The 24,350-nt window shown below is 37.4% G+C and carries 30 protein-coding genes and 1 pseudogene; 26 read left to right on the top strand and 5 right to left on the bottom strand.

From position 1 onward, the window contains the following. Nucleotides 1-124 precede the first annotated feature (124 nt). From sufC to MHB40_RS19735, 15 genes are all read left to right on the top strand, one after another. A complete protein-coding gene (gene sufC, locus MHB40_RS19805) occupies nucleotides 125-910 on the top strand; it encodes a Fe-S cluster assembly ATPase SufC (protein WP_085986379.1) in 786 nt (261 codons plus the stop codon). A gap of 18 nt (nucleotides 911-928) precedes the next feature. After that, on the top strand, nucleotides 929-2,236 hold the full coding sequence (gene sufD / locus MHB40_RS19800; protein WP_342533240.1) for a Fe-S cluster assembly protein SufD: 1,308 nt from the start codon (nucleotides 929-931) through the stop codon (nucleotides 2,234-2,236). Further along, on the top strand, nucleotides 2,236-3,465 hold the full coding sequence (locus MHB40_RS19795) for a cysteine desulfurase (protein WP_342533239.1): 1,230 nt from the start codon (nucleotides 2,236-2,238) through the stop codon (nucleotides 3,463-3,465). Before sufD ends, MHB40_RS19795 begins: the two co-directional genes overlap by 1 nt. Further along, nucleotides 3,455-3,880: a Fe-S cluster assembly sulfur transfer protein SufU gene (sufU, locus tag MHB40_RS19790; RefSeq protein ID WP_036078619.1), complete on the top strand. Its 426-nt coding sequence runs from the start codon at nucleotides 3,455-3,457 to the stop codon at nucleotides 3,878-3,880. The genes MHB40_RS19795 and sufU overlap by 11 nt, the downstream gene beginning before the upstream one ends. 100 nt (nucleotides 3,881-3,980) lie before the next feature. Beyond that, nucleotides 3,981-5,378, top strand: coding sequence for a Fe-S cluster assembly protein SufB (sufB, locus tag MHB40_RS19785; protein WP_205445275.1), 1,398 nt, complete (start codon nucleotides 3,981-3,983; stop codon nucleotides 5,376-5,378). Between the two features lie 253 nt (nucleotides 5,379-5,631). After that, entirely contained in the window at nucleotides 5,632-6,627 is a 996-nt protein-coding gene (locus MHB40_RS19780; protein ID WP_342441421.1) for an ABC transporter substrate-binding protein, read from the top strand. A gap of 173 nt (nucleotides 6,628-6,800) precedes the next feature. Next, a complete protein-coding gene (locus tag MHB40_RS19775; protein ID WP_205445271.1) occupies nucleotides 6,801-7,658 on the top strand; it encodes a DUF72 domain-containing protein in 858 nt (285 codons plus the stop codon). Beyond that, nucleotides 7,658-8,482 (top strand): sulfite exporter TauE/SafE family protein, encoded by an 825-nt coding sequence (locus tag MHB40_RS19770; RefSeq protein ID WP_342533238.1) that lies wholly within the window; start codon nucleotides 7,658-7,660, stop codon nucleotides 8,480-8,482. Before MHB40_RS19775 ends, MHB40_RS19770 begins: the two co-directional genes overlap by 1 nt. A gap of 22 nt (nucleotides 8,483-8,504) precedes the next feature. Then, nucleotides 8,505-9,872, top strand: coding sequence for a bifunctional UDP-sugar hydrolase/5'-nucleotidase (locus MHB40_RS19765; RefSeq protein WP_342533237.1), 1,368 nt, complete (start codon nucleotides 8,505-8,507; stop codon nucleotides 9,870-9,872). A 33-nt stretch (nucleotides 9,873-9,905) separates the two neighbouring features. Continuing rightward, nucleotides 9,906-11,015, top strand: a complete 1,110-nt coding sequence (locus MHB40_RS19760; RefSeq protein WP_342441418.1) for an HD-GYP domain-containing protein — start codon at nucleotides 9,906-9,908, stop codon at nucleotides 11,013-11,015. Between the two features lie 23 nt (nucleotides 11,016-11,038). After that, nucleotides 11,039-11,836: a sporulation protein YunB gene (gene yunB / locus MHB40_RS19755; protein ID WP_205445264.1), complete on the top strand. Its 798-nt coding sequence runs from the start codon at nucleotides 11,039-11,041 to the stop codon at nucleotides 11,834-11,836. 107 nt (nucleotides 11,837-11,943) lie between these two features. Further along, nucleotides 11,944-12,861: a lipoyl synthase gene (gene lipA / locus MHB40_RS19750; protein ID WP_205445262.1), complete on the top strand. Its 918-nt coding sequence runs from the start codon at nucleotides 11,944-11,946 to the stop codon at nucleotides 12,859-12,861. A 33-nt stretch (nucleotides 12,862-12,894) separates the two neighbouring features. Next, the gene (locus tag MHB40_RS19745; RefSeq protein ID WP_342533236.1) at nucleotides 12,895-13,242 is read left to right on the top strand and encodes a YutD family protein; all 348 of its coding nucleotides are present in this window, start codon (nucleotides 12,895-12,897) and stop codon (nucleotides 13,240-13,242) included. 117 nt (nucleotides 13,243-13,359) lie between these two features. Continuing rightward, the gene (locus tag MHB40_RS19740) at nucleotides 13,360-13,887 is read left to right on the top strand and encodes an HAD family hydrolase (protein WP_205445258.1); all 528 of its coding nucleotides are present in this window, start codon (nucleotides 13,360-13,362) and stop codon (nucleotides 13,885-13,887) included. A 60-nt stretch (nucleotides 13,888-13,947) separates the two neighbouring features. After that, nucleotides 13,948-14,133 carry a hypothetical protein gene (locus tag MHB40_RS19735; RefSeq protein ID WP_342533235.1) on the top strand — a complete coding sequence of 62 codons (186 nt, stop codon included), beginning with the start codon at nucleotides 13,948-13,950 and terminating at the stop codon, nucleotides 14,131-14,133. An 82-nt stretch (nucleotides 14,134-14,215) separates the two neighbouring features. Here MHB40_RS19735 and MHB40_RS19730 read toward each other — a convergent pair whose 3' ends face one another. Then, entirely contained in the window at nucleotides 14,216-14,482 is a 267-nt protein-coding gene (locus MHB40_RS19730; protein ID WP_009371988.1) for a DUF3055 domain-containing protein, read from the bottom strand. A gap of 89 nt (nucleotides 14,483-14,571) precedes the next feature. On the opposite strand from MHB40_RS19730, the gene MHB40_RS19725 reads away from it, so the two are divergent. Both MHB40_RS19725 and MHB40_RS19720 read left to right on the top strand, forming a co-directional pair. Beyond that, entirely contained in the window at nucleotides 14,572-15,024 is a 453-nt protein-coding gene (locus MHB40_RS19725; protein ID WP_205445255.1) for a DUF86 domain-containing protein, read from the top strand. Continuing rightward, nucleotides 15,021-15,773 carry a TIGR01457 family HAD-type hydrolase gene (locus MHB40_RS19720; RefSeq protein WP_342533234.1) on the top strand — a complete coding sequence of 251 codons (753 nt, stop codon included), beginning with the start codon at nucleotides 15,021-15,023 and terminating at the stop codon, nucleotides 15,771-15,773. The genes MHB40_RS19725 and MHB40_RS19720 overlap by 4 nt, the downstream gene beginning before the upstream one ends. Before the next feature lie 79 nt (nucleotides 15,774-15,852). On the opposite strand, the gene MHB40_RS19715 is transcribed toward MHB40_RS19720, so the two are convergent. Then, a complete protein-coding gene (locus MHB40_RS19715) occupies nucleotides 15,853-16,089 on the bottom strand; it encodes a YuzB family protein (RefSeq protein ID WP_004228286.1) in 237 nt (78 codons plus the stop codon). Between the two features lie 269 nt (nucleotides 16,090-16,358). Here MHB40_RS19715 and MHB40_RS19710 point away from each other — a divergent pair, with 269 nt between their 5' ends. After that, nucleotides 16,359-17,423, top strand: coding sequence for an NAD(P)/FAD-dependent oxidoreductase (locus MHB40_RS19710; protein WP_205445252.1), 1,065 nt, complete (start codon nucleotides 16,359-16,361; stop codon nucleotides 17,421-17,423). Between the two features lie 53 nt (nucleotides 17,424-17,476). Here MHB40_RS19710 and MHB40_RS19705 read toward each other — a convergent pair whose 3' ends face one another. After that, nucleotides 17,477-17,812 (bottom strand): YuzD family protein, encoded by a 336-nt coding sequence (locus tag MHB40_RS19705; RefSeq protein ID WP_205445250.1) that lies wholly within the window; start codon nucleotides 17,810-17,812, stop codon nucleotides 17,477-17,479. Nucleotides 17,813-17,895: 83 nt separating this feature from the next. On the opposite strand from MHB40_RS19705, the gene MHB40_RS19700 reads away from it, so the two are divergent. Continuing rightward, complete coding sequence (locus MHB40_RS19700; protein WP_004228295.1) at nucleotides 17,896-18,132, top strand: NifU family protein; 237 nt, start codon at nucleotides 17,896-17,898, stop codon at nucleotides 18,130-18,132. Between the two features lie 51 nt (nucleotides 18,133-18,183). On the opposite strand, the gene MHB40_RS19695 is transcribed toward MHB40_RS19700, so the two are convergent. Continuing rightward, nucleotides 18,184-18,876, bottom strand: a complete 693-nt coding sequence (locus MHB40_RS19695; RefSeq protein WP_205445248.1) for a DUF2225 domain-containing protein — start codon at nucleotides 18,874-18,876, stop codon at nucleotides 18,184-18,186. Nucleotides 18,877-19,062: 186 nt separating this feature from the next. On the opposite strand from MHB40_RS19695, the gene MHB40_RS19690 reads away from it, so the two are divergent. From MHB40_RS19690 to MHB40_RS19670, 5 genes and pseudogenes are all read left to right on the top strand, one after another. After that, complete coding sequence (locus MHB40_RS19690) at nucleotides 19,063-19,437, top strand: iron-sulfur cluster assembly accessory protein (protein WP_342441415.1); 375 nt, start codon at nucleotides 19,063-19,065, stop codon at nucleotides 19,435-19,437. Between the two features lie 323 nt (nucleotides 19,438-19,760). Next, nucleotides 19,761-20,258, top strand: coding sequence for an NUDIX hydrolase (locus tag MHB40_RS19685; RefSeq protein ID WP_342441391.1), 498 nt, complete (start codon nucleotides 19,761-19,763; stop codon nucleotides 20,256-20,258). A gap of 24 nt (nucleotides 20,259-20,282) precedes the next feature. Further along, a pseudogene (locus tag MHB40_RS19680) lies at nucleotides 20,283-20,537 on the top strand (LytS/YhcK type 5TM receptor domain-containing protein); the annotation flags it as partial. Between the two features lie 52 nt (nucleotides 20,538-20,589). After that, complete coding sequence (locus MHB40_RS19675) at nucleotides 20,590-20,736, top strand: LytS/YhcK type 5TM receptor domain-containing protein (RefSeq protein WP_342441390.1); 147 nt, start codon at nucleotides 20,590-20,592, stop codon at nucleotides 20,734-20,736. Between the two features lie 424 nt (nucleotides 20,737-21,160). Next, a complete protein-coding gene (locus MHB40_RS19670) occupies nucleotides 21,161-21,490 on the top strand; it encodes a YuiB family protein (RefSeq protein ID WP_004228336.1) in 330 nt (109 codons plus the stop codon). A gap of 90 nt (nucleotides 21,491-21,580) precedes the next feature. Here the strand turns inward: MHB40_RS19670 and MHB40_RS19665 are convergent, their stop codons facing one another. After that, on the bottom strand, nucleotides 21,581-22,063 hold the full coding sequence (locus MHB40_RS19665; protein ID WP_342534803.1) for a divergent PAP2 family protein: 483 nt from the start codon (nucleotides 22,061-22,063) through the stop codon (nucleotides 21,581-21,583). Between the two features lie 123 nt (nucleotides 22,064-22,186). Between MHB40_RS19665 and MHB40_RS19660 the strand changes: the two genes are divergently transcribed. Both MHB40_RS19660 and MHB40_RS19655 read left to right on the top strand, forming a co-directional pair. Beyond that, nucleotides 22,187-23,695 carry a leucyl aminopeptidase gene (locus tag MHB40_RS19660; protein ID WP_342533233.1) on the top strand — a complete coding sequence of 503 codons (1,509 nt, stop codon included), beginning with the start codon at nucleotides 22,187-22,189 and terminating at the stop codon, nucleotides 23,693-23,695. A gap of 135 nt (nucleotides 23,696-23,830) precedes the next feature. After that, nucleotides 23,831-24,034 (top strand): uroporphyrin-III methyltransferase, encoded by a 204-nt coding sequence (locus MHB40_RS19655; protein WP_205445221.1) that lies wholly within the window; start codon nucleotides 23,831-23,833, stop codon nucleotides 24,032-24,034. Nucleotides 24,035-24,350 lie beyond the last annotated feature (316 nt).

Genomic DNA, 24,350 nt, shown 5'->3' with positions numbered 1-24,350 from the left:
TCAAGATTTTATTTGAGGAATGGGAAAGTAATTGAAATGGTTTGCATAGAGAACGATTTTCAGTTAAGATTAGAATGATGATAATTAAGGAATGGTTGACCCATTCACTGAACACTATGGAGGTATTTTCATGTCAACTTTAGTTATTAAAGATCTTCACGTTGCTATCGACGGAAAAGAGATTTTAAAAGGCGTAAATCTTACAATTAATACAAACGAAATTCACGCAATCATGGGACCAAACGGAACTGGTAAATCAACACTAGCTTCTGCTATTATGGGTCATCCTAAGTATGAAGTAACTTCAGGAACTGTTGAGCTTGATGGCGAAGATGTGCTTGAAATGGAAGTGGACGAGCGTGCTCAAGCTGGTTTATTCCTAGCAATGCAATATCCATCTGAAATTGCTGGTGTAACAAATGCTGATTTCTTACGTTCAGCAATTAATGCGCGTCGTGAAGAAGGCGATGAAATTTCATTAATGAAATTTATCCGCGAATTAGATAAAAACATGGAATTCCTTGAAATGAATGAAGATATGGCTCAACGTTATTTAAATGAAGGTTTCTCTGGTGGTGAGAAAAAACGTAATGAGATTCTTCAATTAATGATGATCAAACCAACAATTGCGATCTTAGATGAAATTGACTCTGGTCTTGATATCGATGCATTGAAAGTTGTATCAAAAGGCATCAATGCAATGCGCGGTGAAGGCTTTGGCTGCTTAATGATTACACACTATCAACGCCTATTAAACTACATTACACCAGACCATGTACACGTAATGATGCAAGGACGTGTTGTGAAATCAGGTGGTGCAGAGCTTGCACAACGCTTAGAAGCAGAAGGTTATGACTGGATTAAAAAAGAATTAGGAATCGAAGAAGAAACAGAAGAACAAGAAGCATAAGAAGGAGGACGAACTAGCATGACAGTGGAACTTAACTTGCCTGTAACAGTACAGGACGTGCGCTCGTTCTCAGAAGCAAATGGTGAACCAACTTGGTTTACAGAGCTTCGCGCGGCAGCACTAGACAAAGTAACTGGTTTAGATTTGCCAAAACCAGATAGAACGAATATTACAAAATGGGATTTCATGAACTTCCCAGCATTGGCAGTTCATAGTGAGGCATTCTCTTCATTGGATGCTCTACCTGAAGAAGCAAAAGGTTTAATTGACCTTGAAGCACAAGAAAACCTATATATTCAACGTAATAATACACCAGCGTACATTAAGACATCACAAGAATTAGCTGATAAAGGTGTTATTTTTACTGATATTTTTACAGCTGTTCGTGAACATGGCGAACTTGTTCAAAAATACTTTATGACAGAAGCTGTTAAAGTAGATGAGCATAAGTTAACAGCACTTCATAAAGCACTTGTTAATGGTGGTGTGTTTGTATACGTACCAAAAAACGTAATCATTGAGCAACCACTTCAAGTTGTTTTTCTAAATGACAATGCAGAAGCTTCATTATATAACCACGTTTTAGTAGTAGCAGAAGCCAATTCAGCTGTAACATATGTTGAAACATATGTTTCAACAATTGAACAGGCAAAAGGACAAGCGAATATTATTGCGGAAGTTGTTGTTCAAGATAATGCACAGGTGACATATGGTGCAGTAGATGTCCTTGCAAAAGGCTTTACGACTTATGTAAATCGTCGTGCACGTTTAGCACGTGACGCGAAAGTTGACTGGGCTCTTGGTCTAATGAATGATTCAGACACAATCTCAGAAAACATTACGCATCTAATTGGTGACGGTTCTCATGCAGATACAAAAACAGTTGTGGTTGGTCGTGGAGAACAAAAACTTAACTTCACTACTGAGGTTCGTCACTGGGGTAAAAACTCTAACGGGCATATCTTAAAGCATGGTGTAATGAAAGATGCAGCTCAGTCAATCTTCAACGGTATTGGCTATATCGAGCACGGTGCAACAAAAGCAGATGCACAACAAGAATCACGTGTATTAATGCTGTCAGAAAAAGCTCGTGGGGATGCAAACCCAATTTTATTAATTGATGAAGATGATGTAACAGCAGGACACGCAGCATCTGTTGGTCGAGTAGATCCTCTACAGCTTTACTATTTAATGAGCCGTGGTATCTCGAAAGCAGAAGCAGAGCGCCTTGTTATCCATGGATTCCTTGCGCCAGTTGTTACGCAATTACCAATTGAAGGCGTTCAAAAGCAACTGACGGAGGTTATTGAAAGGAAAGTTCGCTAATGATGAATAAAGACATTAAAAGCTATTTCCCAATTTTAAATCAGGATGTAAATGGTCATAGACTTGTATATCTTGATAGTGCAGCGACGTCACAGAAACCTGTTCAAGTGATTGAAGCCATTAAAGCTTATTATGAATTTGATAATTCCAATGTTCACCGTGGGGTGCATACATTAGGAAACCGTGCAACAGATAAATATGAAGGTGCTCGTGAAAAGGTTCGTAAGTTTATTAATGCACAATCAACACAGGAAATTATTTTTACGCGTGGTACAACAACGGCTTTAAATACAGTTGCATCAAGTTATGGACGTGCAAATGTTGTCGAGGGTGATGAAATTGTCATTACTCATATGGAGCATCACTCCAATATTATTCCTTGGCAACAATTAGCCAAAGAAAAAAATGCAACTTTAAAATACATTGAGCTTGAAACAGACGGCACTCTTAGCTTAGAGAAAGTACGTGCGACTGTCACACCTAAAACAAAAATTGTTTCGGTGTCAATGGCATCAAACGTACTTGGAACAATAAATCCAATTAAAGAAATTGCTCAAATTGCACATGCTAATGGTGCTGTCATGGTAGCCGATGGTGCACAAGCTGCGCCGCATATGAAAATTGATGTGCAAGATTTGGATGTAGATTTCTTAGGTTTCTCAGGGCATAAAATGTGCGGACCAACTGGAATAGGTGTACTATATGGTAAAAAGGAACACCTTGAAAAGATGGAGCCAATTGAGTTTGGTGGCGAAATGATTGATTTCGTTGGGCTTTATGAGTCAACGTGGAAGGAATTACCGTGGAAATTTGAAGGTGGAACGCCTATTATTGCAGGTGCAATAGGTTTAGGAGCCGCTATTGATTTCTTAACTGATATTGGGTTAGATAACATTGCAGAGCATGAGCATAAGCTTGCAGGCTACGCAATGGATCAGCTTGAGACAATTGACGGTTTGAAAATTTTCGGCCCACGTGACCCGATGAAGCGTTGTGGATTAGTGACATTTAATTTAGATGATGTACATCCACATGATGTGGCAACGGTGCTTGATATGAACGGTATTGCTGTTCGTGCAGGACATCATTGTGCACAGCCACTAATGAAATGTCTTCAGCAAGTAGCGACAGCGCGTGCAAGCTTCTATCTGTATAATACAGAGGAGGATATTGACCGTTTAGTTGCAGGGTTACGTTCTGCGAAGGAGTATTTTGGCGATGTCTTTTAATAATTTAGATCAACTATATCGTTCAGTCATTATGGATCACTACAAAAATCCTCGTAATAAAGGCTCTTTAGAAGAGGATGCTGTAACGATTGATATGAACAATCCTACATGTGGCGATCGTATTCATTTAACATTAAAAGTGACTGACGGTGTTGTAGAGGATGCGAAATTTGACGGTGAAGGCTGTTCTATTTCTATGTCCTCTGCATCCATGATGACACAGCTCATCAAAGGAAAAAAAGTAGAGGAAGCTATTGAGCTTTCTGATATTTTTTCTAAAATGATGATGGGTGAGGAGTACAGCGATAAATATGACCTTGAGGATGTTGAAGCACTGCAAGGTGTTTCACAATTCCCGGCACGAATTAAGTGTGCGACATTGGCTTGGAAAGCAATGGAAAAAGGTGTGAAATAAATCTTGCTTCCTTGTTGCATGAGTGAAAGCTACTAAGTTTTCACTCAGGGCAAGGGATGAATACCTCGAAAAATACATCTCAACGAACGGAGGAGAAAAGATGGCTAAAAAAATGCCTGATATCGGCGATTACAAATACGGTTTCCATGACAAGGACGTATCAATTTTCCGTTCAAAACGTGGTTTAACAGAAGAAATCGTCCGTGAAATTTCAAATATGAAAAAAGAGCCAGAGTGGATGCTGGAGTACCGCTTAAAAGCTCTTGAAACATTTTATACAAAACCGATGCCACAATGGGGTGGCGATCTTGGTGATTTAGATTTTGATGAAATTACGTACTATGTAAAACCATCAGAAGCTACACAAAAGTCATGGGATGAAGTACCAGATGAAATCAAAGCAACTTTTGATAAATTAGGTATCCCAGAAGCAGAACAAAAATATCTTGCAGGTGTATCCGCACAGTATGAGTCTGAGGTAGTTTATCACAACATGAAAAAAGACCTTGAAGATCTTGGTATTGTGTTCAAAGATACTGACTCTGCTTTACGTGAAAACGAAGATATTTTCAAACAATATTGGGGCAAAGTGATTCCTTACACGGACAATAAATTTGCTGCATTAAACTCAGCTGTATGGTCAGGTGGATCATTTATTTATGTACCACCAGGCGTTAAAGTAGAAACACCATTACAAGCTTACTTCCGTATTAACTCTGAAAATATGGGTCAATTCGAACGTACACTTATTATTGTTGATGAAGGCGCTCACGTACACTATGTTGAAGGTTGTACAGCTCCTGTTTATACAACAAACTCTTTACACTCAGCGGTTGTAGAAATCATTGTACGTAAAGATGCATATTGCCGTTATACAACGATTCAAAACTGGGCGAACAATGTTTACAATCTTGTAACGAAACGTACAGTTGTAGAAGAAAACGGTACAATGGAATGGATTGATGGTAACATCGGTTCTAAATTAACAATGAAATACCCAGCATGTATCCTAAAAGGTGAAGGTGCTCGTGGTATGACATTATCGATTGCATTAGCAGGTAAAGGACAACACCAACATGCTGGCGCAAAAATGATCCATATGGCACCAAACACATCTTCAACAATCGTTTCTAAATCGATTGCTAAACAAGGTGGTAAGGTAACGTATATGGGACAAGTTCGTTTCGGTCCTAAAGCAAGTGGTGCACGTGCAAACATTGAATGTGATACGCTGATCATGGATAACCAATCGACTTCTGATACAATTCCTTACAACGAAATCTTAAATGATAATGTATCTTTAGAGCACGAAGCAAAAGTTTCAAAAGTATCTGAAGAACAATTATTCTATTTAATGTCTCGCGGAATTTCTGAAGAAGAGGCGACAGAAATGATCGTAATGGGCTTCATCGAGCCATTTACAAAAGAACTACCAATGGAATACGCAGTAGAAATGAACCGTCTGATTAAGTTCGAGATGGAAGGTTCTATCGGTTAATTTACTAGCAACCCCTAGTCACAACAAAACTTGTGACTAGGGGCTTTTTTGTGTTTTTACGTTGCGAATGAAAATGGATATTTATAATATATCGAAATAGTACTGGATTTTTGAAAGAATACATACTAAAATGATAATGAGAATCAATATCAATTGAAGGGGCTGATAAAACTATTAAGATGTCCAGTACTTCAATATGCAAGATGACATAGCTAATTGTCATAACAATAATCATTCAAAGGAGAATATGTAAATGAAAAAGAAGTTTCTATTTATTAGTTTTATAGCATTATTTATGCTCATTCTTGCCGCATGTGGAGAGAAGAAGGCAGTAGAAGAGGAATCGTCCACTGATGCACCAAAAGAAGAAGCGACACAAACAAAAGAAGAAACTACAAATGAAAATGGCACGAGAACGATTGAATATCTTGGTGAAAGCTATGAAGTGCCAGAAAAGGTTGAAAGAATTGTTGTAACAGGTGCTATGGAAGCGATGGAGGATATGGTTGTGCTGGATGTTCATCCAGTAGGAGCTATTGCTGTTGGTGGCAAGTTCCCTGAGCTATATGCTTCCGTAACAGACAAAGCAGAATCAATTGGTGAAAAAATCAAACCAAACTTTGAAAAAATACTAGAATTAGATCCTGATGTTATTTTAGGTTCATCTAAATTCCCGGAAGAGGTACAAAGTAAATTAGAAAAAATTGCTCCTACCATTTTAGTATCACATATTTCGACGAACTGGGAATCTAATTTGAATTTATTAGCTGAACTAACTGGTAAGCAAGCAGACGCAGAGAAGATATTGTCTACATATAAGGCTGATATTGAAGCTGCTAAAGCTACGTTAACTGAGAAACTACAAGATCAAAAAGTGGCGGCTATTCGTATTCGTGGAGGACAAGCATATGTTTATCCAAAAGAAGTATTTTTAAATGCTGTTCTTTATGGAGAGCTTGGTTTAGCAGTACCTGATGAAGTTGCTAAAGCTAAATCGCAAGAGGCCATTTCTGTGGAACAGCTGGCAGATATGAATCCTGATTATTTATTTGTGCAGTTTTCAACAGATGAAAATGCGGATGCGCCAAATGCTTTAGAAGATTTTAAAAAGAATCCAATCATCCAAAATATTAATGCATTTAAAAATGACCAAGTATTTGTCAATGTACTAGATCCATTAATGGAAGGCGGCCCTGCATACAGCCGTATTAAGTTTTTAGAGGCTATTCAGCAAAATCTTGTGAAATAAATGGTAGCCCGTTTAAGTAGCATGAGTTCAATGGTATATGGACTCATGCTTTTTCTTTTGCATGGAGACAATCCTGCTATTCGATTAGACAAAAGAAGCTATATTTTTTACATGATGTTTATTTGTAGTGACATACTGTGTGCTATGATTATGTACATAGAGGAGGATGTCACATGATTGTAGTTGGATTAACTGGTTGGGGCGATCACCCTTCACTTTATAGTGGAGTGACTACCTCAAAGGATAAATTATTTGATTATACTGGTCATTTTTTAACTGTCGAAGTCGATACTTCTTTTTATGCCATACCAGCCAAAGAGCATGTTCGAAAATGGTGTGAGGATACACCTGAAAATTTCCGTTTTGTTGTCAAGGCTTACCAAGGCATGACGGGGCATTTACGTGGAGAGATTCCTTTTGAATCAAAAAATGATATGTTCAATGCTTTTATTGAATGTGCCAATGAATTTAAACGTTATGGAAAGCTAGCCATGATATTAGCACAATTTCCACCATGGTTTGATTGCCAAGGGAAAAATGTGAAATATTTATTGTATATCCGGCAACAGCTCAAGGATTTTGAAGTGGCGATTGAGTTTCGAAATCAAACATGGTATGCAGAAAATGTTGTCCAGCAGACGATGGATTTTTTACGAGAACATCAATTTATCCATACGATTTGTGACGAACCACAGGCTGGTGTAGGATCTGTTCCTTTCTATCCTGTAGTGACTGCTAATAAAGCGTTGATCCGTATCCATGGTCGCAATATACATGGCTGGCGGAACACAGGAAATGCAGAAAATTGGCGTAAAGTTCGCTTCTTATATGATTATAATAGAGAAGAATTACAGCAGCTTGGGCATAGGATGAAAAAGCTTGAACCAGAGGTCAATGAACTCTTCGTATTATTTAATAATAATTCAGGTAACCATGCAGCGAAAAATGCAAAGGAGTTACAAGTTATGTTGAATATTAACGATGTTGGGTTGGCACCTAAACAATTAAACATGTTTGAAGGGGAACTATAATGGAGTTTATTTTATTAGTCATCATTGCATTGTTTGCTGGTCTACTTGGCTCATTAGTTGGACTAGGTGGTGGAATTGTTTTAGTACCAGCCACATTATACATCGGCTTAAATCTAGGAATGATACCAGATATTACACCACAAAAAGTAGTTGGTTTATCAGTTGTGATGATGATTTTCACGGGACTTGCCTCCACGCTAAGCTATATGAAAGCTAAAACGGTGGATTATAAAAGTGGTTTTATATTCTTTATTGGAAGTATTCCAGGAACAATCCTTGGCGCTTGGGTCAATAAAGGATTAGATTTACCATCCTTCAATTTATACTTTGGTATATTGCTTATTATTTTATCGATTATTTTGCTTGTCCGTGACAAACTGAAGCCTGTAAAATGGTTTGTAAAAAATGGTATGCAACAAGAATTTACTGACTCTGAGGGGAAAACCTATGTATATGGCTATCCCATTTGGTTTGCCATTACAATAACATTTGGTATTGGCTTTGCTTCTGGGCTGTTTGGTATTGGTGGCGGCTCCATGATTGTGCCAGCAATGATTATTCTGTTTTTATTTCCACCACATGTCGCAGTGGCAACGTCCATGTTTATGGTGTTTTTAACGTCCATCGTTAATTCTGCAAGTCATGTTTATTTCGGTCATGTCCCATGGCTCTATACTATTCCTGTTATTCCAGGAGCTTATATTGGAGCAAAACTCGGTGCAGCGTTAAATAAAAGAATTAAATCCGATACACTTGTACTGGCATTACGGATTATTCTATTATTATTAGGAATTCGTTCTATTATAGAAGGCATATTAGCTTAATATTTGAAGTGAGGTGGCTTTAATGCTTGAAAAAATCCATATTTTTCACACAAATGATTTGCATAGTCATTTTAAGTATTGGCCACGAATGCAAAGCTATGTGAAAGAGATAAGAAATAATCTGGCAAATATAGGGGAAACAAGCTTTTTGTTTGATGTTGGAGATCATTTAGATCGTTCCAATATTTATACAGAAGCAACAGTTGGAAAAGGCAATGTGCAATTGCTCAACGAGGCGGGTTACGATGTTGTGACAATCGGTAACAATGAAGGCATTACATTGTCTCATGAAGAGCTCTTTCACTTGTATGATCATGCAGATTTTGATGTCGTTGTGGCAAATGTATATGCCTCTGACGGGAAGAAACCAGCATGGATGAAACCTTTTGTAATAATAACAACAGCAACAGGTACGAAGTTGGGTGTCATTGCTGCCACTGCCATGTTTGAAGTGTATTATGAAGAATTAAACTGGCACATGGACGAGGCTCGCAGTACATTGCTCCGTCTAGCTCATCAACTACGTGAAGAAGTAGACATTGTAGTATGCTTATCCCATTTAGGTATTACCGAGGATGAGCTCTTAGCGGAAGAATGTCCAGAAATTGATGTTATATTCGGCTCTCATACACATCATGTCCTGCCAGATGGCAAAATCATTAATGGTGTTTTACTGACTGGTGGAGGAAAGTTTGGACAATATACTGGACATCTTGTCATAGAATATGATAAAAAATTGAGGAAAATTGTTGAAAAAAAGGATACTTTAATTCATAATAAGGATTTGCCAATTGTTAAAAATGAACAGGAAATGGTGCAGTTTTTGGAGGATGAAGGAAACAGAATATTGGATACTCCAGTTTTTACAACAAAGAAAGCCTACAACAAGGAATGGTTCCATTATTCACAGCTATCTGATTTATTTGCACATGCAATTTTGGAAAAAAGCGGTGCCGACTGTGCATTATTCAATGCAGGGATATTTTTAGATGGGCTTCCTAAGGGAACAGTGACTGCCCTAGATTTGCACCGAATTTTTCCTCATCCAATTAATTTATGTACAATTGAATTATCTGTTGCTGAAATGAAAGAAATATATATGCAATCTAAAAATGAAGAGTGGCCCTATATCGAATTAAAAGGACTAGGGTTTAGAGGCATCATTTTTGGGAAAATATTGACATATGGATTTTCCATGAATGAAAATCGCCAATTATTGATTAATGGTAAGCTAGCAGATCCAGATCACATTTATAAACTGGTCACATTGGATCTGTTTACATTTGGTTATTTTTATCCAAGTTTTAAATATGCAAAAAAACAATATATTTTACCTGAATTTTTACGAAACATTATGATAGATTATGGTCAAAGATTCTTTAAACAATAGAGAGAGTTTAAAGAATGGAATGGGGAAGAAGTCATGCGATTAATTTCAATCGATGTATTAAAAGAAGGAATGGTATTAGGAAGAACCATTTGGAATGAGGCAGGTCATCCGCTTTTAAAGAAAGATGTTGTCATTAATGACCGTATTATTCAAAGACTTCAACAGTTAAATACACATTATTTATATATTGACGATGAGATTTCTGAAGGTATAGAAGTAGAAGAGACTGTACCACCTGCTATGCGAAATAAAGTAATCAAAACGATAAAAGATTCATTCCAATCCATTGATGGTTTAAATCCAGTAAATGCTTCTTATATATTAGATCAGCAATCAAAGACAATTGTCTCAATTGTAGATGAACTACTTTCCGCAGTTACTGGAAATAATGAAATTTTAACGATTTTAACAGATGCTTATTTATTTGATGAATATTTATATCAACACTCCTTCCAAGTGACTTTGTATTCTATTGCAATTGCCAAAGAGCTTGGATATTCTGCTGAGGATCTTCGCTTAATCGGGATCGGTGCATTATTGCATGATGTTGGTAAACTCATGGTACCAAAAGATATTTTAACAAAGCCAGGACGTTTAACGAATGATGAGTTTGAAACGATGAAAATGCATGCTCGTTATGGCTTTGATTTATTGCGGAATTTACATTCAATCTCTCTGCTTGTGGCGCACTGTGCTTTCCAACATCATGAGCGTATTGATGGAAGCGGCTACCCAAGAGGACTTGTTGACTTTGAAATTCATCCATTTGCCAAGATTATTGGGGTTGCAGATGTTTTTGACGCTGTTACGACAAATCGTGTTTACCGTGAGAAGATGCTACCTTCACAAGGGCTTGCTATTGTTGAAGCTGGCTCTGGTACTCTTTATGATGCAAGGATTGTAAAAGCTTTAAAAAGAGCTGTCGTCCATTATCCAAACGGTGTTATTTTAAAATTATCTGATGGACGCCGTGGTATTGTATCTAGACAAAACACATTGGATGCGGCATTACCGTGGATTCGTATTTTTGAAGAACAAGATCAATTGCTCGCAGCTACATATGAAATGAATTTAGTGGATTATCCTGGTGTGACAATTGAAAATGTTGAGACCGATTATGTGGTTCCCGCTAAAGTAGAATAAATTGCTCCTCCTGTTCATACGTTATGGAACAGGAGGAGATTTTTTTGTTTTTCCCTCGAAAAAGAATGAAATTACGCTCATATGGTAGAAGGGGAATGCGTCTTAATAAATTAACGATTTTAATTGTTAGTGTGGTTGTTTGCCTTATATTATTTATTTATTATTTAAATGAACGGCTCATGCCAACCTATTTGCAATATGCTGAAGTACAAACTACGAAGATTGCATCTTACGTTGTGAGTAAGGCGATTAATTCGCGCACCTCAAATGTATTAGATGTAAATGATATCATTGAAGATATTCCTCCAGGTACGTCTGAAATGATGACGACTAAGTTTAATACAGAAATCATTAATCGTGTTCGAGCAGAGACATTAGAGCTTGTTAAAATGTATTTGGAGCAAGCTGAACAAGGAGAACTAGCCCATTTACCTGAATTAGATAATGTTGAATATGATATTAACAGAATTCAAGATGGTGATGGCATTGTCTTTTTTGTACCGCTTGGTCAAGCAGCTAATATTCCTTTGCTTGGAAATTTAGGGCCAAAGATCCCGATTCGCTTCCATGTGATTGGTAATGTTCATAGTAATGTGACATCCTCCATTCAAGAATTTGGGATCAACAGTGCTTATGTGGAGGTAGGGATTCATTTAGAGGTAAATGTCCAGATTATTGTCCCATTTGCTAGTAAATCTTCAACCGTTGCGCAGGATATCCCTGTAGCGATGGGCCTAACAAGGGGACCAGTTCCAAACATTTATACCAATAGTAGTGACGCGCCTCAGCCTTCCATAGAAATACCTGTCCCTTATAAGTAGAAATGTTTGTTGTGATAGTTGTTGGAGTGCCTTGAATATGTTACATTGACAACAGTGAAGATAGTTAATATTAAAAAATGCATATTTTTGATAGGGGCGATATTCGTATGACATCTTGTAAACCTACAAGTAAAGAAGAACATGTAAGAAAGCCAGACTGGCTAAAAATAAAACTAAACACGAATGATGAATATAAAGGGCTTAAAAAGCTGATGCGTGAGAAAAATCTGCATACAGTATGTGAAGAAGCTCGTTGTCCAAATATCCATGAATGCTGGGGAGAGAGACGTACTGCTACCATGATGATTCTTGGTTCCGTTTGTACACGTGCTTGTCGTTTCTGTGCAGTGAAAACAGGTTTACCAAATGAACTAGATTTGGCAGAACCTGAGCGCGTTGCTGATTCAGTAGCCATTATGAATTTAAAGCACGTTGTTATTACAATGGTAGCGCGAGACGATTTAAAGGATGGCGGTGCCCAAGTTTTAGCAGAAACAGTACGTGCTATTCGACGTAAAAGTCCTTTCACATCTGTTGAAGTATTGCCATCAGATTTAGGTGGAATGAAGGAGAACCTTCAAATGTTAATGGATGCAAAACCAGATATTTTAAATCATAATATTGAAACGGTACGCCGTTTAACACCAAGAGTGCGTGCTCGTGCCAAATACGACCGCTCTCTAGAGTTCCTGCGTTTAGCCAAAGAGATGCAACCTGAAATTCCAACGAAATCATCATTAATGATTGGATTAGGCGAAACACATGAAGAAATATTAGAAGTAATGGACGATTTACGTGCGAATAACGTAGATATTATGACGATTGGTCAATATTTACAGCCAACGAAAAAGCATTTACCAGTTAAAAAATACTATTCACCAATAGAATTTGGTAAACTGCGTAAGATTGCGATGGAGAAAGGCTTCAAACATTGTGAGGCTGGCCCACTTGTACGTAGTAGTTATCATGCAGATGAACAAGTAAATGCTGCAACGAAAGAACGTCAATTACAAGCAGAAGTGTAAACGTCAAGGCTGAACGAAAAGGGTGGTGTCACTTTGATCATAGTTGAAGAATTAGAATATGAACTATTAGAAGATTATCGAGAGGCCTTTCAGGAGGAAGTTTTTCAGGAAAGGTACTCAGATATCTTAGCTAGATACGATTATATTGTAGGTGATTGGGGCTATAATCAATTACGTTTAAAGGGCTTTTTTGATGATAAAAATCAAAAATCCACTTTTGATACGAAAATAAGTACGCTTCAAGATTATCTATACGAATATTGCAATTTTGGCTGTGCTTATTTTGTGTTACGTAAAATAGGAAAAGTCATGAAACAGCCGGAAGTAGTGGATATGAGTGAAGTAACAAAGCCAACAGACCATGAACCTTTAGCAGAATAAATTATTATACGAAAAAACCTGATGTGATAGGCATCAGGTTTTTTCTTCGTCATTGTTAGCTTTTGCGTAATTGGGGAAAACTTAAGCACAAAACAGCTTATTGAAGGTGTGTTGCAAATGAAAAGAGCCGTATTTTTAGATCGTGATGGTGTCATCAATGAAGTACTAACGAATCGTGTGAAGTTTGTGAATAAGCCTAAGGATTTGTATTTTTTACCACAAGTGCCTGAGGCAATTAGGAAGCTAAATAAGCATTTCGATTATGTGTTTGTCGTGACAAATCAAGGTGGTGTCGGTTTAGGTTTCATGAAGGAAACGGGTTTACAGAAAATTCATGAGCATATGGTGAAGGAGCTAAAGAAAAAAGGGGCAACCATCCATGAAGTTGTTTATTGTCCCCATAAGCCTAAGTCGGGCTGTGCATGCCGAAAGCCCAATAGCAAATTAATTGTGGATTTAGGAAAGAAATATAACATTGATTTAGCAAAATCCTATATGGTAGGCGATACGGATACGGATATTATTGCAGGAAAACAGGCAGGAACAAAGGGCGTATTCTTAGGGCAACAAGACCCTTTAGCAGATGCTGTCTTTCCAGATTTAATAAGCGCTGCCCAGTGGATTATTAAGGATGCAACAGCTTAAAAGTACTGCAAAAAAGGAAGTATAAATTATTTAAAAAGGGATAATTTATGAGTGGAGGTGATGATGTTGGCAAAAGAAAAGCGCAATAAAAAGCCATTAGATCGAGAGGAATATGGATATGGTTTTGATATTAGTGTAGATGATTTAGCTGTGATTGGTCAAAATCAACAAGCGAAAAAGCAAAATGATAATGAAAATAAAGACAAGCCTCATAATAAAGATAATCCATCCACTTTAAATAAATAACAATTCATAAAAAGATTTCGCAACTGCCTATGGCTAGCGGAATTTTTTTATGCCATATAAAAAACACCCAATAAAATGGGTGTTAGTTCAATAATTCACGTAAATATTCTCGTAATTCGATTGTTTCTTCTTCTGTGCGATTGTACACATGTTCTAAGTAACCAGGCTCTTCTACATCATCAGGACCAATAATAGCAAATCGGCCAAACTGGATATCCATGACAAGCACTTTTCCAAAGAAGCGGCCAGATTGTAATATAGCTAAATCATAACGCAACTTTTGTCCAGCAAAACTAACAAATCGTGTTTTTGTATCTTCTACATCATCATATAAAAAAAAACGTTCCATCTTTTAATCTCCTTCCAATCCTATAGTTATGGTACTATAGAAGAGAAAAGACTATCAACTTTTAAAGATTTTGAATGGGGGCTTTCCTTGTGTATTTTGTAGATCGTAATAAAATCACAAAAAATTTACAGTACTTAGATGAGCTATTAACTATTTTGGAGACAGAAGATAATTGGCTTCAGAATGATATAAAGAAATTAGCGATCGAGCGAATTGGACACAACATTATGGAGTCAATGATGGATGTAGGAAATTTAATGATTGACGGTTTCATTATGCGTGATCCTGGAAGCTACGAGGATATTATTGATATTTTAGTCGATGAGAAAGTTGTAGCTGCTGAAATGGAAGCACCATACAAAGCAGTTGTTGGCTTGCGTAAAATGCTTGTGCGTGAGTTTATAGAGGTAGATATCCAAGAGGTTATCCATGTTCTAACAGCCAATTTAACACCTTTAAAGCAGTTCTCGCCAGCAGTTCATCATTATTTAACAAATGAATTAGGACCTGTTTCTGCATTTTTGCCAGAGGACCATCAATGAAACAATATAAGGCCTATTGCTTTGATTTAGATGGCACTGTCTACCGTGGGAAGGAAGGTATTCCTTCTGCGGTTGCTTTTATTCATCGTTTACAGCAAGCAGGAATTGAGCCATTCTATGTAACGAATAATTCATCGAAGACGCGAGAACAACTGCAAGAAGCTTTACTTTCTATTGGTGTGAACGCCCCATTAGATCATATTTATTCAAGTGCATTGGTAACCGCAAAGTATGTGGCCCTACATTTCACAGGCAAAAAAGTAGCGATGATGGGTACAGATGGTATTCGTCAGGCATTACTCAATGAAAATATTGTACCTGTTGAGGAGGAGCCGGATGTATTTGTCATGGGGATTGATCGTACGCTTGATTATATGGCACTTGCCAGGGCAACGGTTTTTGTCCAGCAAGGAGCGACCTTTATTGCCACGAATCAGGATATTAAATTCCCAACAGAATACGGTTTCTTACCGGGCAATGGTTCTTTTGCTCGCTTGGTAGGAGAGGTTGCAGATGTTGAACCAATCTATATTGGTAAGCCATCGCCAGCCATGCTGGAAGTGATTGCTACCGAACATGGGATTGCGAAAGAAGACATGGTAATGATCGGAGATAATTATGATACGGACATTATGTGCGGCATTCGTTTTGGCTGTGACACTATTCATGTGAATACTGGTGTTACGCCTACAAAGATTGTCCTCGAAAAAGAATGCCAACCTACATATGTAGTGGACGTATTAAAGTAATAAAAGGATGTTTATGCTGATTTTTAGCATAACATCCTTTTTATTTGTTCAAATTTATTCATATAGGCATTTTAGAAAACTACCATAATGGATTTTCTTCAATAAATTGATAAATGGCTTTCGTTAATTCATCAGGAGAATCAGCTTCTACTAATTCACCGTTTACTATTGCATAAAAGGATTCTGAGCACTTTGTACAATAACTGAGGCAGCCATATTCCAAAACGTCGATGTTTGGATCGCGTTCGAGTACTTCATAAGTTGCTTGAGAGCCATTTGCTAAATTACTTATACAAAATTCAACCATTGGATTCATCCATGTCACCTCACCAAAGTAATGCTACTCGGTTTTACGATTTTCGTCAATTATTTACGTTTAAGGGAAAAGAAACGTTTTTTTATAAAAGATAAAGGGAATTCGTTATTAATGGCTTAAAAATCAATTGAAATGAACAAGTTCTCGTTTGTTTTGTGAAATCTTTCACAAATTTTCATTCTGATATTGTGAAACTTCTCACAATCGGTTATACTCGTTTGTGGATACTTTGTGAACAATTATTAAAAGAGATATAAAAGGAGACTATTATGGGAAAATTAGTACTTTTAGGTGGCGGCTACGGCAATATGCGTGTCATGCTTCGTCTATTAAACAGCCTACCGTTAGACAGAGAGGTAGTTATAGTAGATAGAGCCCCTTTCCATAGTTTAAAAACAGAGTTTTATGCATTGGCGGCAGGGACTGCAACAGATAAAGAAATTCGTGTAAGCTTCCCAGAGCATGAACGTTTAACAGCCGTATATGGAGAAGTCGTTGAAATTAATCGTGCGGAAAAAGTAGTCATTCTTGAAGACGGACAACGTATAGAATATGATGATTTAGTCATTGGGCTTGGCTGTGAAGATAAATATCATGGTGTACCAGGTGCGGAAGAGCACACGTACAGCATTCAAACAATGGGCAAATCACGTGCAACATTCCAAGCACTTTGTGGTTTACCAGCCGGATCTACAGTTGGAATTATAGGGGCTGGCTTAAGTGGAATTGAGCTTGCAAGTGAGCTACGTGAAAGTCGATCAGATTTAAAAATAAAGCTATTTGACCGTGGTCAACGTATTCTAAAAGATTTTCCAGAAAAATTAAGTAAGTATGTAAAGGATTGGTTTGTTAAGCATAATGTTGATGTCGTTGCCAATTCCAATATTACAAAAGTAGAGCCAGGTAAAATTTTTAATCATGATGATGAAATTTTACTCGATGCGGTTGTATGGACTGCGGGTGTACAGCCAGTCAAAATCGTTCGTGATATGGATGTCGAGAAAGATAAACATGACCGTCCACTTGTCACACAGTATTTTAATGTACTTGATGATGAACATGTCTATGTTGTAGGGGATTGTGCTTCATCAGATTTAGCTCCAACAGCACAGTTAGCGGAGGAACAAGCGGAGCAAATCGTGAAAGTACTTCGTATGCGTTGGAAAGGTGAACATTTACCAGAGAAGATGCCAGATATTAAATTAAAAGGCTTCATGGGGGCTCTTGGTAAAAAACAAGGCTTTGTGTACTTAGCTGATACAACAGTAACTGGACGTATCGCTCGCTTAATGAAATCAGGATTATTGTGGTATTACAAACGTCAAAATGATTAATTAGCTGAAAGGGATTGTTTCAACATCATTTTGAAACAATCCCTTTGTCTTTGTTATACCGTTTCGTCTGGGACAAAACCTAAATTTTCAAGCGCTGTAAATACAGGCTTTAATTGCACGTAGCCTTCCCCAACAACCTCATTGTTAATGAGGACAAGAGGGTAGAAAAATTCATCTTCTTGAATACGTGTCGCATACTCTTGATCGCGTTCATTCTCAATTGGACCTTCAATATCAATATAGCGAATATCGTATGCGTGATCTGGATATTTGCGATTGATGGCTGCTTGTAGCCATTCATATGTATCCTTTGAAGATGGGGCATTGACACAGCTGGCACAGATGACAGCTGTTCCATAAATTTCAATCATAGGTTTTGTTGATAGCATAGTATTTTCTCTCCTTGTGATTCAATATTGGATTTTTTCTGTTGCTAACATTATAATCATTATAAGGAAAGGAGTCGAGATAAATGGCAGAAGCAACAATTAACGACCAAGTTCAAGAGGTATTAGATAAATTACGTCCATTCTTACTACGTGACGGTGGAGACTGTGAATTAGTAGATGTTGAGGATGGCGTTGTGAAATTACGTTTGTTAGGTGCTTGTGGCAGTTGCCCAAGTTCTACGATTACACTAAAAGCTGGTATTGAACGAGCATTATTAGAAGAAGTACCAGGTATTGTGGAAGTAGAGCAAGTATTCTAAGCCTTTGTAAAAAGTTCTAGCTGATTTCCAAGCTAGAACTTTTTTATTTACCTATACATGACGTGCATGTTCTTTTTCTTCACGAATAATGGCCCACTGTTCTTTCGCCATATCTATAATTTTTGCCTCGCCACCGACACTTTGTTTTTCAATGACTCTAGAAAAGAAGCGTGTCGCATTTTCAATATCTCCAATGCGTCTAGATAATTCAGCAATCATATACATAATTCGGACAGCTGACATTTGTGTAGAACTGTAATCCTCGGTAGAATAAGATTCCATATAATAATCACGTGCTAATTTCATAAAGCGTTCCTCTTGTCCACTATTGTTCAAAGAACGATAGAGCCATGCAAGACGTAAAGTTAATCCAGCAATCGCTACATTTTTTTCCTTTTTAATTGTGCCACAAAGAAAAGCTAATTTATAGGCTTGGATCGCCTGAAATACAGTACGTTCACCCTTGAAATCATGATGTACCCATTTTTCTGTAATTTGTGTGCGAATATTATCTTGAATACCTGGCGCAAAATATTTTGTAAAGTCTTCTGTAAAGGAAAAGCCGCAATGCTCACAAACAAAAACATTATAATAGAGAGCATTCACTTCATCTGCATAAATAGGTTGAAAATCCGTTTCTGTATGATCTACTTTAATAAATTTTGAGCGGACTTTTAGCGTTGGAAATTCTTTTTTGCAATTTAAACATTGAATTTTTTTTTCATAATATGGTGAAATCTCCATATATATTACCCCCTGCCAAGAATTCGTTGTAACTATTATACCAATGATGCTTTTATTAACATGAATAAAAAATACTATTAATGTGAAAAATATTAGAATTATGACTTAAAATCGACTTGAAGCTGAATGTTTGTCATACAATGGTCAAAATTGTTATGATAATACGTAAGAAGGAAGGTGATTGGGATGACAAGTACAAAGCAAGTAATTGAAGTAACACAAGCTGCTGGCTTTCATATTAATGAAATGATGAAGCATAATGAAGAACAAGGTTCTTTTTTACGTGTAGTGGTGAATGGTGGTGGCTGTAGCGGGCTATCCTACGGCATGCATTTTGATAAAGAGAAAAAAGATGATGACTTTGAAGATGTACAGCATGGTTTAACAATTCTTGTTTCCCGTGAAGATGCGCCGATTTTGATGGGAACAAAAATTGACTATAAACAATCGCTAATGGGCGGTGGCTTCACCATCGATAATCCAAATGCCATTGCATCATGTGGCTGCGGTACTTCATTCAAAACAGCAAAACGTGAAGGTACGCCTGAGGTTTGTGAATAAAATTAAATAAATTCCATTCGAATAATGGGCTAACAATAATAGGCTTCTTTGATTGATGATGTTGCAAAACATGATGAATGAAAGGAGCTTTTTTCTTTTTATTTTTTGTTTGATAGAAACTATTTTAAAATTCATCTATTTTAATGGAATTCCCAACAACTTTTTATAACAGTATTTGATGAAATTGCAGTCTACAAATGCTTCTTTCATTGAGTGGTTGAATGAAAGAAGCATTTTCACTGTCGATTAGCTGTAAAATTCTGAATAAATGCTTCATTCCAGTGAAAGCAAGCAGGTATAATAGGTAGATAGAGGTGAGGGTTATGAAAAAAGATCGAGGGAAAATATGGTTAGGCGTATCAGGAGTTACGGTTAATGGGCTTGGGCAATGGTTGGTTGTGAAAAAGGCTTACAGCGGCTTGAAGGGGCGTTGGTCATTACCAGCAGGATTTGTTAATGCAGGTGAAACGGTGGATGAGGCGGTCATTCGTGAAATCAAAGAAGAAACAGGCATCGATTGTAGAGTCTCGGGCTTAATTGGATTTAGAACAGGTGTCATCCGTGATGACATCAGTGATAATATGGCCATTTTTTATTGTCGTATGCTAGATGAGCAGCAGCAGGTATGTATTCAAGAAAAAGAAATTTTAGAAGCCAAATGGTTGTATCCTCAGGAGCTAGCCCAAGATGAATCAACATCAGTGATGTTAAAGGAAATGGCATCCAATCAATTTGAAAGACATCAATTAGAAGCGATAGAAGGGATTAATCCAGGTGATATTTTTGGCTATACCTCTTATCGTTTATTCTTTAAAAAATGATATGACTTTAGGAGGTGACCTTTGATGGAGCTATTTTTATTTATGTTAGAGCGAGTTGGGCTGATTATTGTGTTTGCCTTTTTAATGTCAAGATGGCGACTCTTTCGAGAAAAGCTGTTTCAGGAGCAAGGAATGAAAGAGAAAATATGGCTCATTATTATTTTTAGTAGCCTATGTATTATCAGCAGCTATACAGGGATTAAAATTGAAAGTGGGACCATCCATCCTTTAAATCAGATGATACATAGTACAATCAATGCAGAAGAGGCGATTGCCAATACAAGGTTAATCAGTGTGGCCATAGCAGGGATTTTTGGCGGACCACTTGTTGGTGTGTGTAGGTATTATTGCAGGTATTCATCGCATCACACTCGGCGGTTTTACAGCAATAGCCTGTGGTGTTTCATCGATTCTTGCGGGCTTTATTACAGGTGGTTTAAGTAAACGCTTCAAGATAAGTCAAACTTTTTCATGCTAATGCTTGGCTTATTAATTGTGCTGATAGCATTTAAAAAATGGGCACAGCTTTGGAGATTACCGAAGTTTTTATTAGCCCAATCAACCTCATAAAATAGTAGAAACTATTGAAGATAAGCACTTGTCTTCAATAGTTTTTTTGATGAAAAAAGCATTTATTTAACTTGAAAATAGAGAATACCCGCGAAGGAGAAGTGAATACCCGCGGAAGGAGGGAGAATACCCGCGAAGGAGAAGCGAATACCCGCGGAAGGAGGGCAAATACCCGCGAAGAAAGCAAATATCCCTAAATTTAAAGATCAATTGCAGATGATCGATTAATGATTTTCTGAAATATGACGAACAAGCGAAAACAAGGATATGTTCATTGAAAGCGGTGTCGTAATCATGTAAACTAATGAGAGGAAAACGGAGGTTATACATACATGGATGGTCCAGTTTCATTAGTACAGTTAATCATTTCTATATTGTTATTTTTCGTCATGTTCTTTGGTATCGGATTCTTGTTAAATATGCTGTTACGTATGACATGGTTAATGGCAATTGTGTATCCAATTGTTGTCATCTTTATTGTAGATGAAGTAAGCTTCTTAGATTATATTTTTAAGCCAGGCTCTGCCTTCCCAGCATTAATCGATAAATTACAGGCACTTCAATTTGTAGATATTGCTATTTTATCAGGTGGCTTTGCGGGTTCTATTGTGGCGGGTATCGTCATGATTTATTTACGAAAAAGTGGATATCGAATGTTCTAACGTGCTTAGTATTCTTCTTTCAATTGAAGGAAGAATACTTTTTTTATACAAAAAAACACAACCTCCTTCTAGAGGATGTGTTTATGTCTGTTAGATGAAAAACTCGTAGGTTATGATGGCGATAAAAATACCCGTGAGAGCCCCAAAAAATACCTCACTTCGTTTATGGCCTAATAATGTTTTTAATTCCTCCATTTTCTCTTGCCCATCCATCTGTGGCCATTTTTTTAAATCATGGAGCAATGTTTGGAAATCCTTACGCAGTTGATTTAATATCGCTGCATGCTGCCCTGCCTGGTAACGAACACCACTGGCATCGTACATAACGATAATGGAAAACATAGCGGCTACCGCAAAAATGGGGGATTCCAAACCCGTCTCATAGGCAATAGAGGTTGCCAGTCCAGTGACAGAAGCGGAGTGAGAACTAGGCATTCCGCCCGTTGAGGTAAAAAGGCCCCATTTTACTTGTCTGGTCATTAAAAAATGGATGGGGATTTTAACAAACTGCGCAAAGAGAACCGCAAAGAGGGCAATTAGTAATGGGGTATTTTGGAGTAAACTCAATTTCATCACAACCTTCGCAAATAATTGCTTTTATTATAACATTCATTATTTTCTAAAAGAAGATATAGGCAAATATTACGCGCTTTTCAGAAACTTCGTTATAATAGTATATGGAATGGAGGAATTTACATGCATATTGTAAAAGAAGCAAAAACATTTGAAACGATTTCTACTGAACTATTAGTGGTGGGAGTCACAAAACATCGTGAACAAATGCAGGACTGGGCAAGCTTTTCATCATTTTACGGTGAGGCCATTGATACTTGGATTAGTGGTGGGGACGTCTCAACTGAATTAAAGAAACTAACAAAATTACCATTTGTGAAAGACCATGCCAACCTCAAACGTATTATATTTGTAGGCTTGGATGAGCGTAAAAACCTAACAGAAGGTGATATTCGCACAGCATTTGGTTTAGTAGGGAAAGAATTAAGATCTTTAAAAGTGAAAGAGTATTCCATTTGGGTTGAATCATTTACAACAGAGTCAATTTCAACAGCAGATGTAGCATTTTTAGCGGGTGAAGGAATTGGCCTTGGCTATTATGCTGTTCCACATTACAAAACTACTTCGAACGAGGTAGATAAACGTATTGATGCGGTTCATCTTGTGACAACAGCAGAGGATTTAGATGAAGTGGTGGCAAGCTTTGAAGTAGGTGTAATTTATGCAGATGCTGTCAATGAAGCTCGTAGCTTAATTAATTTACCGCCAAATCTACTAACAGCAACGGATTTAGCTAATTATGCACAATCTCTAGCTGTGGAATATGATTTAGAAGTAGAAATTTTAGATAAAGCCCAATTAGAGGAACTAGGTATGGGTGGTATTTTAAGTGTTAACCAAGGCTCTTATGAAGAACCACGATTAATTACCTTAAAATATAAAGCGACTGAAGATTTTGAAGATCCGATTGGCCTTGTTGGTAAGGGTGTAACGTATGATACAGGCGGCTATTCTTTAAAACCAAAGGATTCCATGGTTGGTATGAAGGGTGATATGGGTGGCGCTGCTGCTGTGCTTGGTGCGATGAAAATTATCGGTGAATTACGTCCAAATAAAAATGTTGTAGCCGTTATCGGTTCTACAGATAATATGGTGTCTGATACAGCGTTTAAACCAGATGATGTGATTACGACGTACAGTGGGAAAACGGTAGAAGTATTAAATACGGATGCAGAAGGGCGTTTAGTTCTGGCAGATGCAACTACATATGCTAAACAGCAAGGGGCTACATCACTGATCGATGTTGCGACTTTAACTGGAGGCGTTATTACTGCGCTAGGTATGGATAAAACAGGTGCTCTTGCAAATGATGATGCATTTTTTGAAGCATTTATGGAAGCCGCAAAAGAGACAGATGAATTTGTTTGGCGTATGCCTTTAACAGAGAATGATAAAAAACGAATTCGTAAATCAGATGTAGCTGATTTAAATAACTCTCCAGGTCGTGATGGACATATGATTTTCGGCGGAGGCTTTGTAGGCGAATTCGTTGGTGATACACCGTGGATTCACCTAGATATTGCTGGCACATCTGATGCAGTAGCTGTTCATGATTTAGGACCTAAAGGTGGTACAGGAGTTATGGTACGTACGCTTGCGAATTTTGTCCAACGTTTAGGGGAAGAAAAATAATAAAGCTTATCAATCAGCGGGAGTTTATTCTCGCTGATTTTTTGTGATTTATGCACTAATCCCGATAGAATAGGCATTCTACATATGATAGATGTATCTTCCTACATACGATAGAGTAAAAAGGGGAGGTAGCATATGCGCAATTTCGGAGGTTATCCAGGCGGAGGATTTGGCGGCTTTATTTGGCCATTTGGCGCACCGTTTTTTGGTGGGTTTTTAGGCAGTTTCCTTGGCTCTCAATTTAATCAATATCCTTACAATCCATATTATCCAAACTATCGACCATATCCACCGGGTCCAAATTTTAGACCAGGTCCGCGCTATCGTAGACCATGGTAAGCACATAAACTGATCAACCAGTTGTCGGTCTTGAAATCGGCAGCTGGTTTTTATTGTGTCTTACGAAGTGGCAAATTTGGTGTTGACAGAATATACTAAATTATTTATTATTCTTATTATATTACTAAGAATTAAATATGTGGCTGACTAGCAAACTAGAGGCTTTTATTGTTCATAGGCATTTTTGTGCCTAAGGATAATATTGGCCTTTTTTCTTTATCTTTATTTAGTAAATGTTTTTTGTACCGAAAGCAAAGCGTCGGGTATAGAAGAATCTCGCTTCTATAGGGAGGGCCTTTTCGAGCAAAATCGAAAA

The organism is Lysinibacillus sp. FSL K6-0057, from assembly GCF_038630885.1.
GTDB lineage: Bacteria > Bacillota > Bacilli > Bacillales_A > Planococcaceae > Lysinibacillus > Lysinibacillus fusiformis_F.
The sequence above is the reverse complement of the archived record's forward strand: the minus strand, read 5'-3'. Positions and strand labels throughout refer to the sequence as shown.

Bases quoted from the DNA above. Each gene is read 5' to 3' on its own strand.
- MHB40_RS19710 (WP_205445252.1), top strand. From the start codon at position 16,359: ATGGGAAAATTAGTACTTTTAGGTGGCGGCTACGGCAATATGCGTGTC.
- MHB40_RS19720 (WP_342533234.1), top strand. From the start codon at position 15,021: ATGAAACAATATAAGGCCTATTGCTTTGATTTAGATGGCACTGTCTAC.
- MHB40_RS19740 (WP_205445258.1), top strand. From the start codon at position 13,360: ATGAAAAGAGCCGTATTTTTAGATCGTGATGGTGTCATCAATGAAGTA.
- MHB40_RS19690 (WP_342441415.1), top strand. From the start codon at position 19,063: ATGACAAGTACAAAGCAAGTAATTGAAGTAACACAAGCTGCTGGCTTT.
- MHB40_RS19765 (WP_342533237.1), top strand. From the start codon at position 8,505: ATGCTTGAAAAAATCCATATTTTTCACACAAATGATTTGCATAGTCAT.
- MHB40_RS19770 (WP_342533238.1), top strand. From the start codon at position 7,658: ATGGAGTTTATTTTATTAGTCATCATTGCATTGTTTGCTGGTCTACTT.
- MHB40_RS19730 (WP_009371988.1), bottom strand. From the start codon at position 14,482: ATGGAACGTTTTTTTTTATATGATGATGTAGAAGATACAAAAACACGA.
- MHB40_RS19655 (WP_205445221.1), top strand. From the start codon at position 23,831: ATGCGCAATTTCGGAGGTTATCCAGGCGGAGGATTTGGCGGCTTTATT.
- MHB40_RS19670 (WP_004228336.1), top strand. From the start codon at position 21,161: ATGGATGGTCCAGTTTCATTAGTACAGTTAATCATTTCTATATTGTTA.
- sufU (WP_036078619.1), top strand. From the start codon at position 3,455: ATGTCTTTTAATAATTTAGATCAACTATATCGTTCAGTCATTATGGAT.
- MHB40_RS19795 (WP_342533239.1), top strand. From the start codon at position 2,236: ATGATGAATAAAGACATTAAAAGCTATTTCCCAATTTTAAATCAGGAT.
- MHB40_RS19685 (WP_342441391.1), top strand. From the start codon at position 19,761: ATGAAAAAAGATCGAGGGAAAATATGGTTAGGCGTATCAGGAGTTACG.
- MHB40_RS19715 (WP_004228286.1), bottom strand. From the start codon at position 16,089: ATGAATCCAATGGTTGAATTTTGTATAAGTAATTTAGCAAATGGCTCT.
- MHB40_RS19760 (WP_342441418.1), top strand. From the start codon at position 9,906: ATGCGATTAATTTCAATCGATGTATTAAAAGAAGGAATGGTATTAGGA.
- yunB (WP_205445264.1), top strand. From the start codon at position 11,039: ATGGAACAGGAGGAGATTTTTTTGTTTTTCCCTCGAAAAAGAATGAAA.
- MHB40_RS19665 (WP_342534803.1), bottom strand. From the start codon at position 22,063: ATGAAATTGAGTTTACTCCAAAATACCCCATTACTAATTGCCCTCTTT.
- MHB40_RS19695 (WP_205445248.1), bottom strand. From the start codon at position 18,876: ATGGAGATTTCACCATATTATGAAAAAAAAATTCAATGTTTAAATTGC.
- MHB40_RS19660 (WP_342533233.1), top strand. From the start codon at position 22,187: ATGCATATTGTAAAAGAAGCAAAAACATTTGAAACGATTTCTACTGAA.
- MHB40_RS19705 (WP_205445250.1), bottom strand. From the start codon at position 17,812: ATGCTATCAACAAAACCTATGATTGAAATTTATGGAACAGCTGTCATC.
- MHB40_RS19700 (WP_004228295.1), top strand. From the start codon at position 17,896: ATGGCAGAAGCAACAATTAACGACCAAGTTCAAGAGGTATTAGATAAA.
- MHB40_RS19780 (WP_342441421.1), top strand. From the start codon at position 5,632: ATGAAAAAGAAGTTTCTATTTATTAGTTTTATAGCATTATTTATGCTC.
- MHB40_RS19775 (WP_205445271.1), top strand. From the start codon at position 6,801: ATGATTGTAGTTGGATTAACTGGTTGGGGCGATCACCCTTCACTTTAT.
- MHB40_RS19735 (WP_342533235.1), top strand. From the start codon at position 13,948: ATGATGTTGGCAAAAGAAAAGCGCAATAAAAAGCCATTAGATCGAGAG.
- lipA (WP_205445262.1), top strand. From the start codon at position 11,944: ATGACATCTTGTAAACCTACAAGTAAAGAAGAACATGTAAGAAAGCCA.
- sufD (WP_342533240.1), top strand. From the start codon at position 929: ATGACAGTGGAACTTAACTTGCCTGTAACAGTACAGGACGTGCGCTCG.
- sufB (WP_205445275.1), top strand. From the start codon at position 3,981: ATGGCTAAAAAAATGCCTGATATCGGCGATTACAAATACGGTTTCCAT.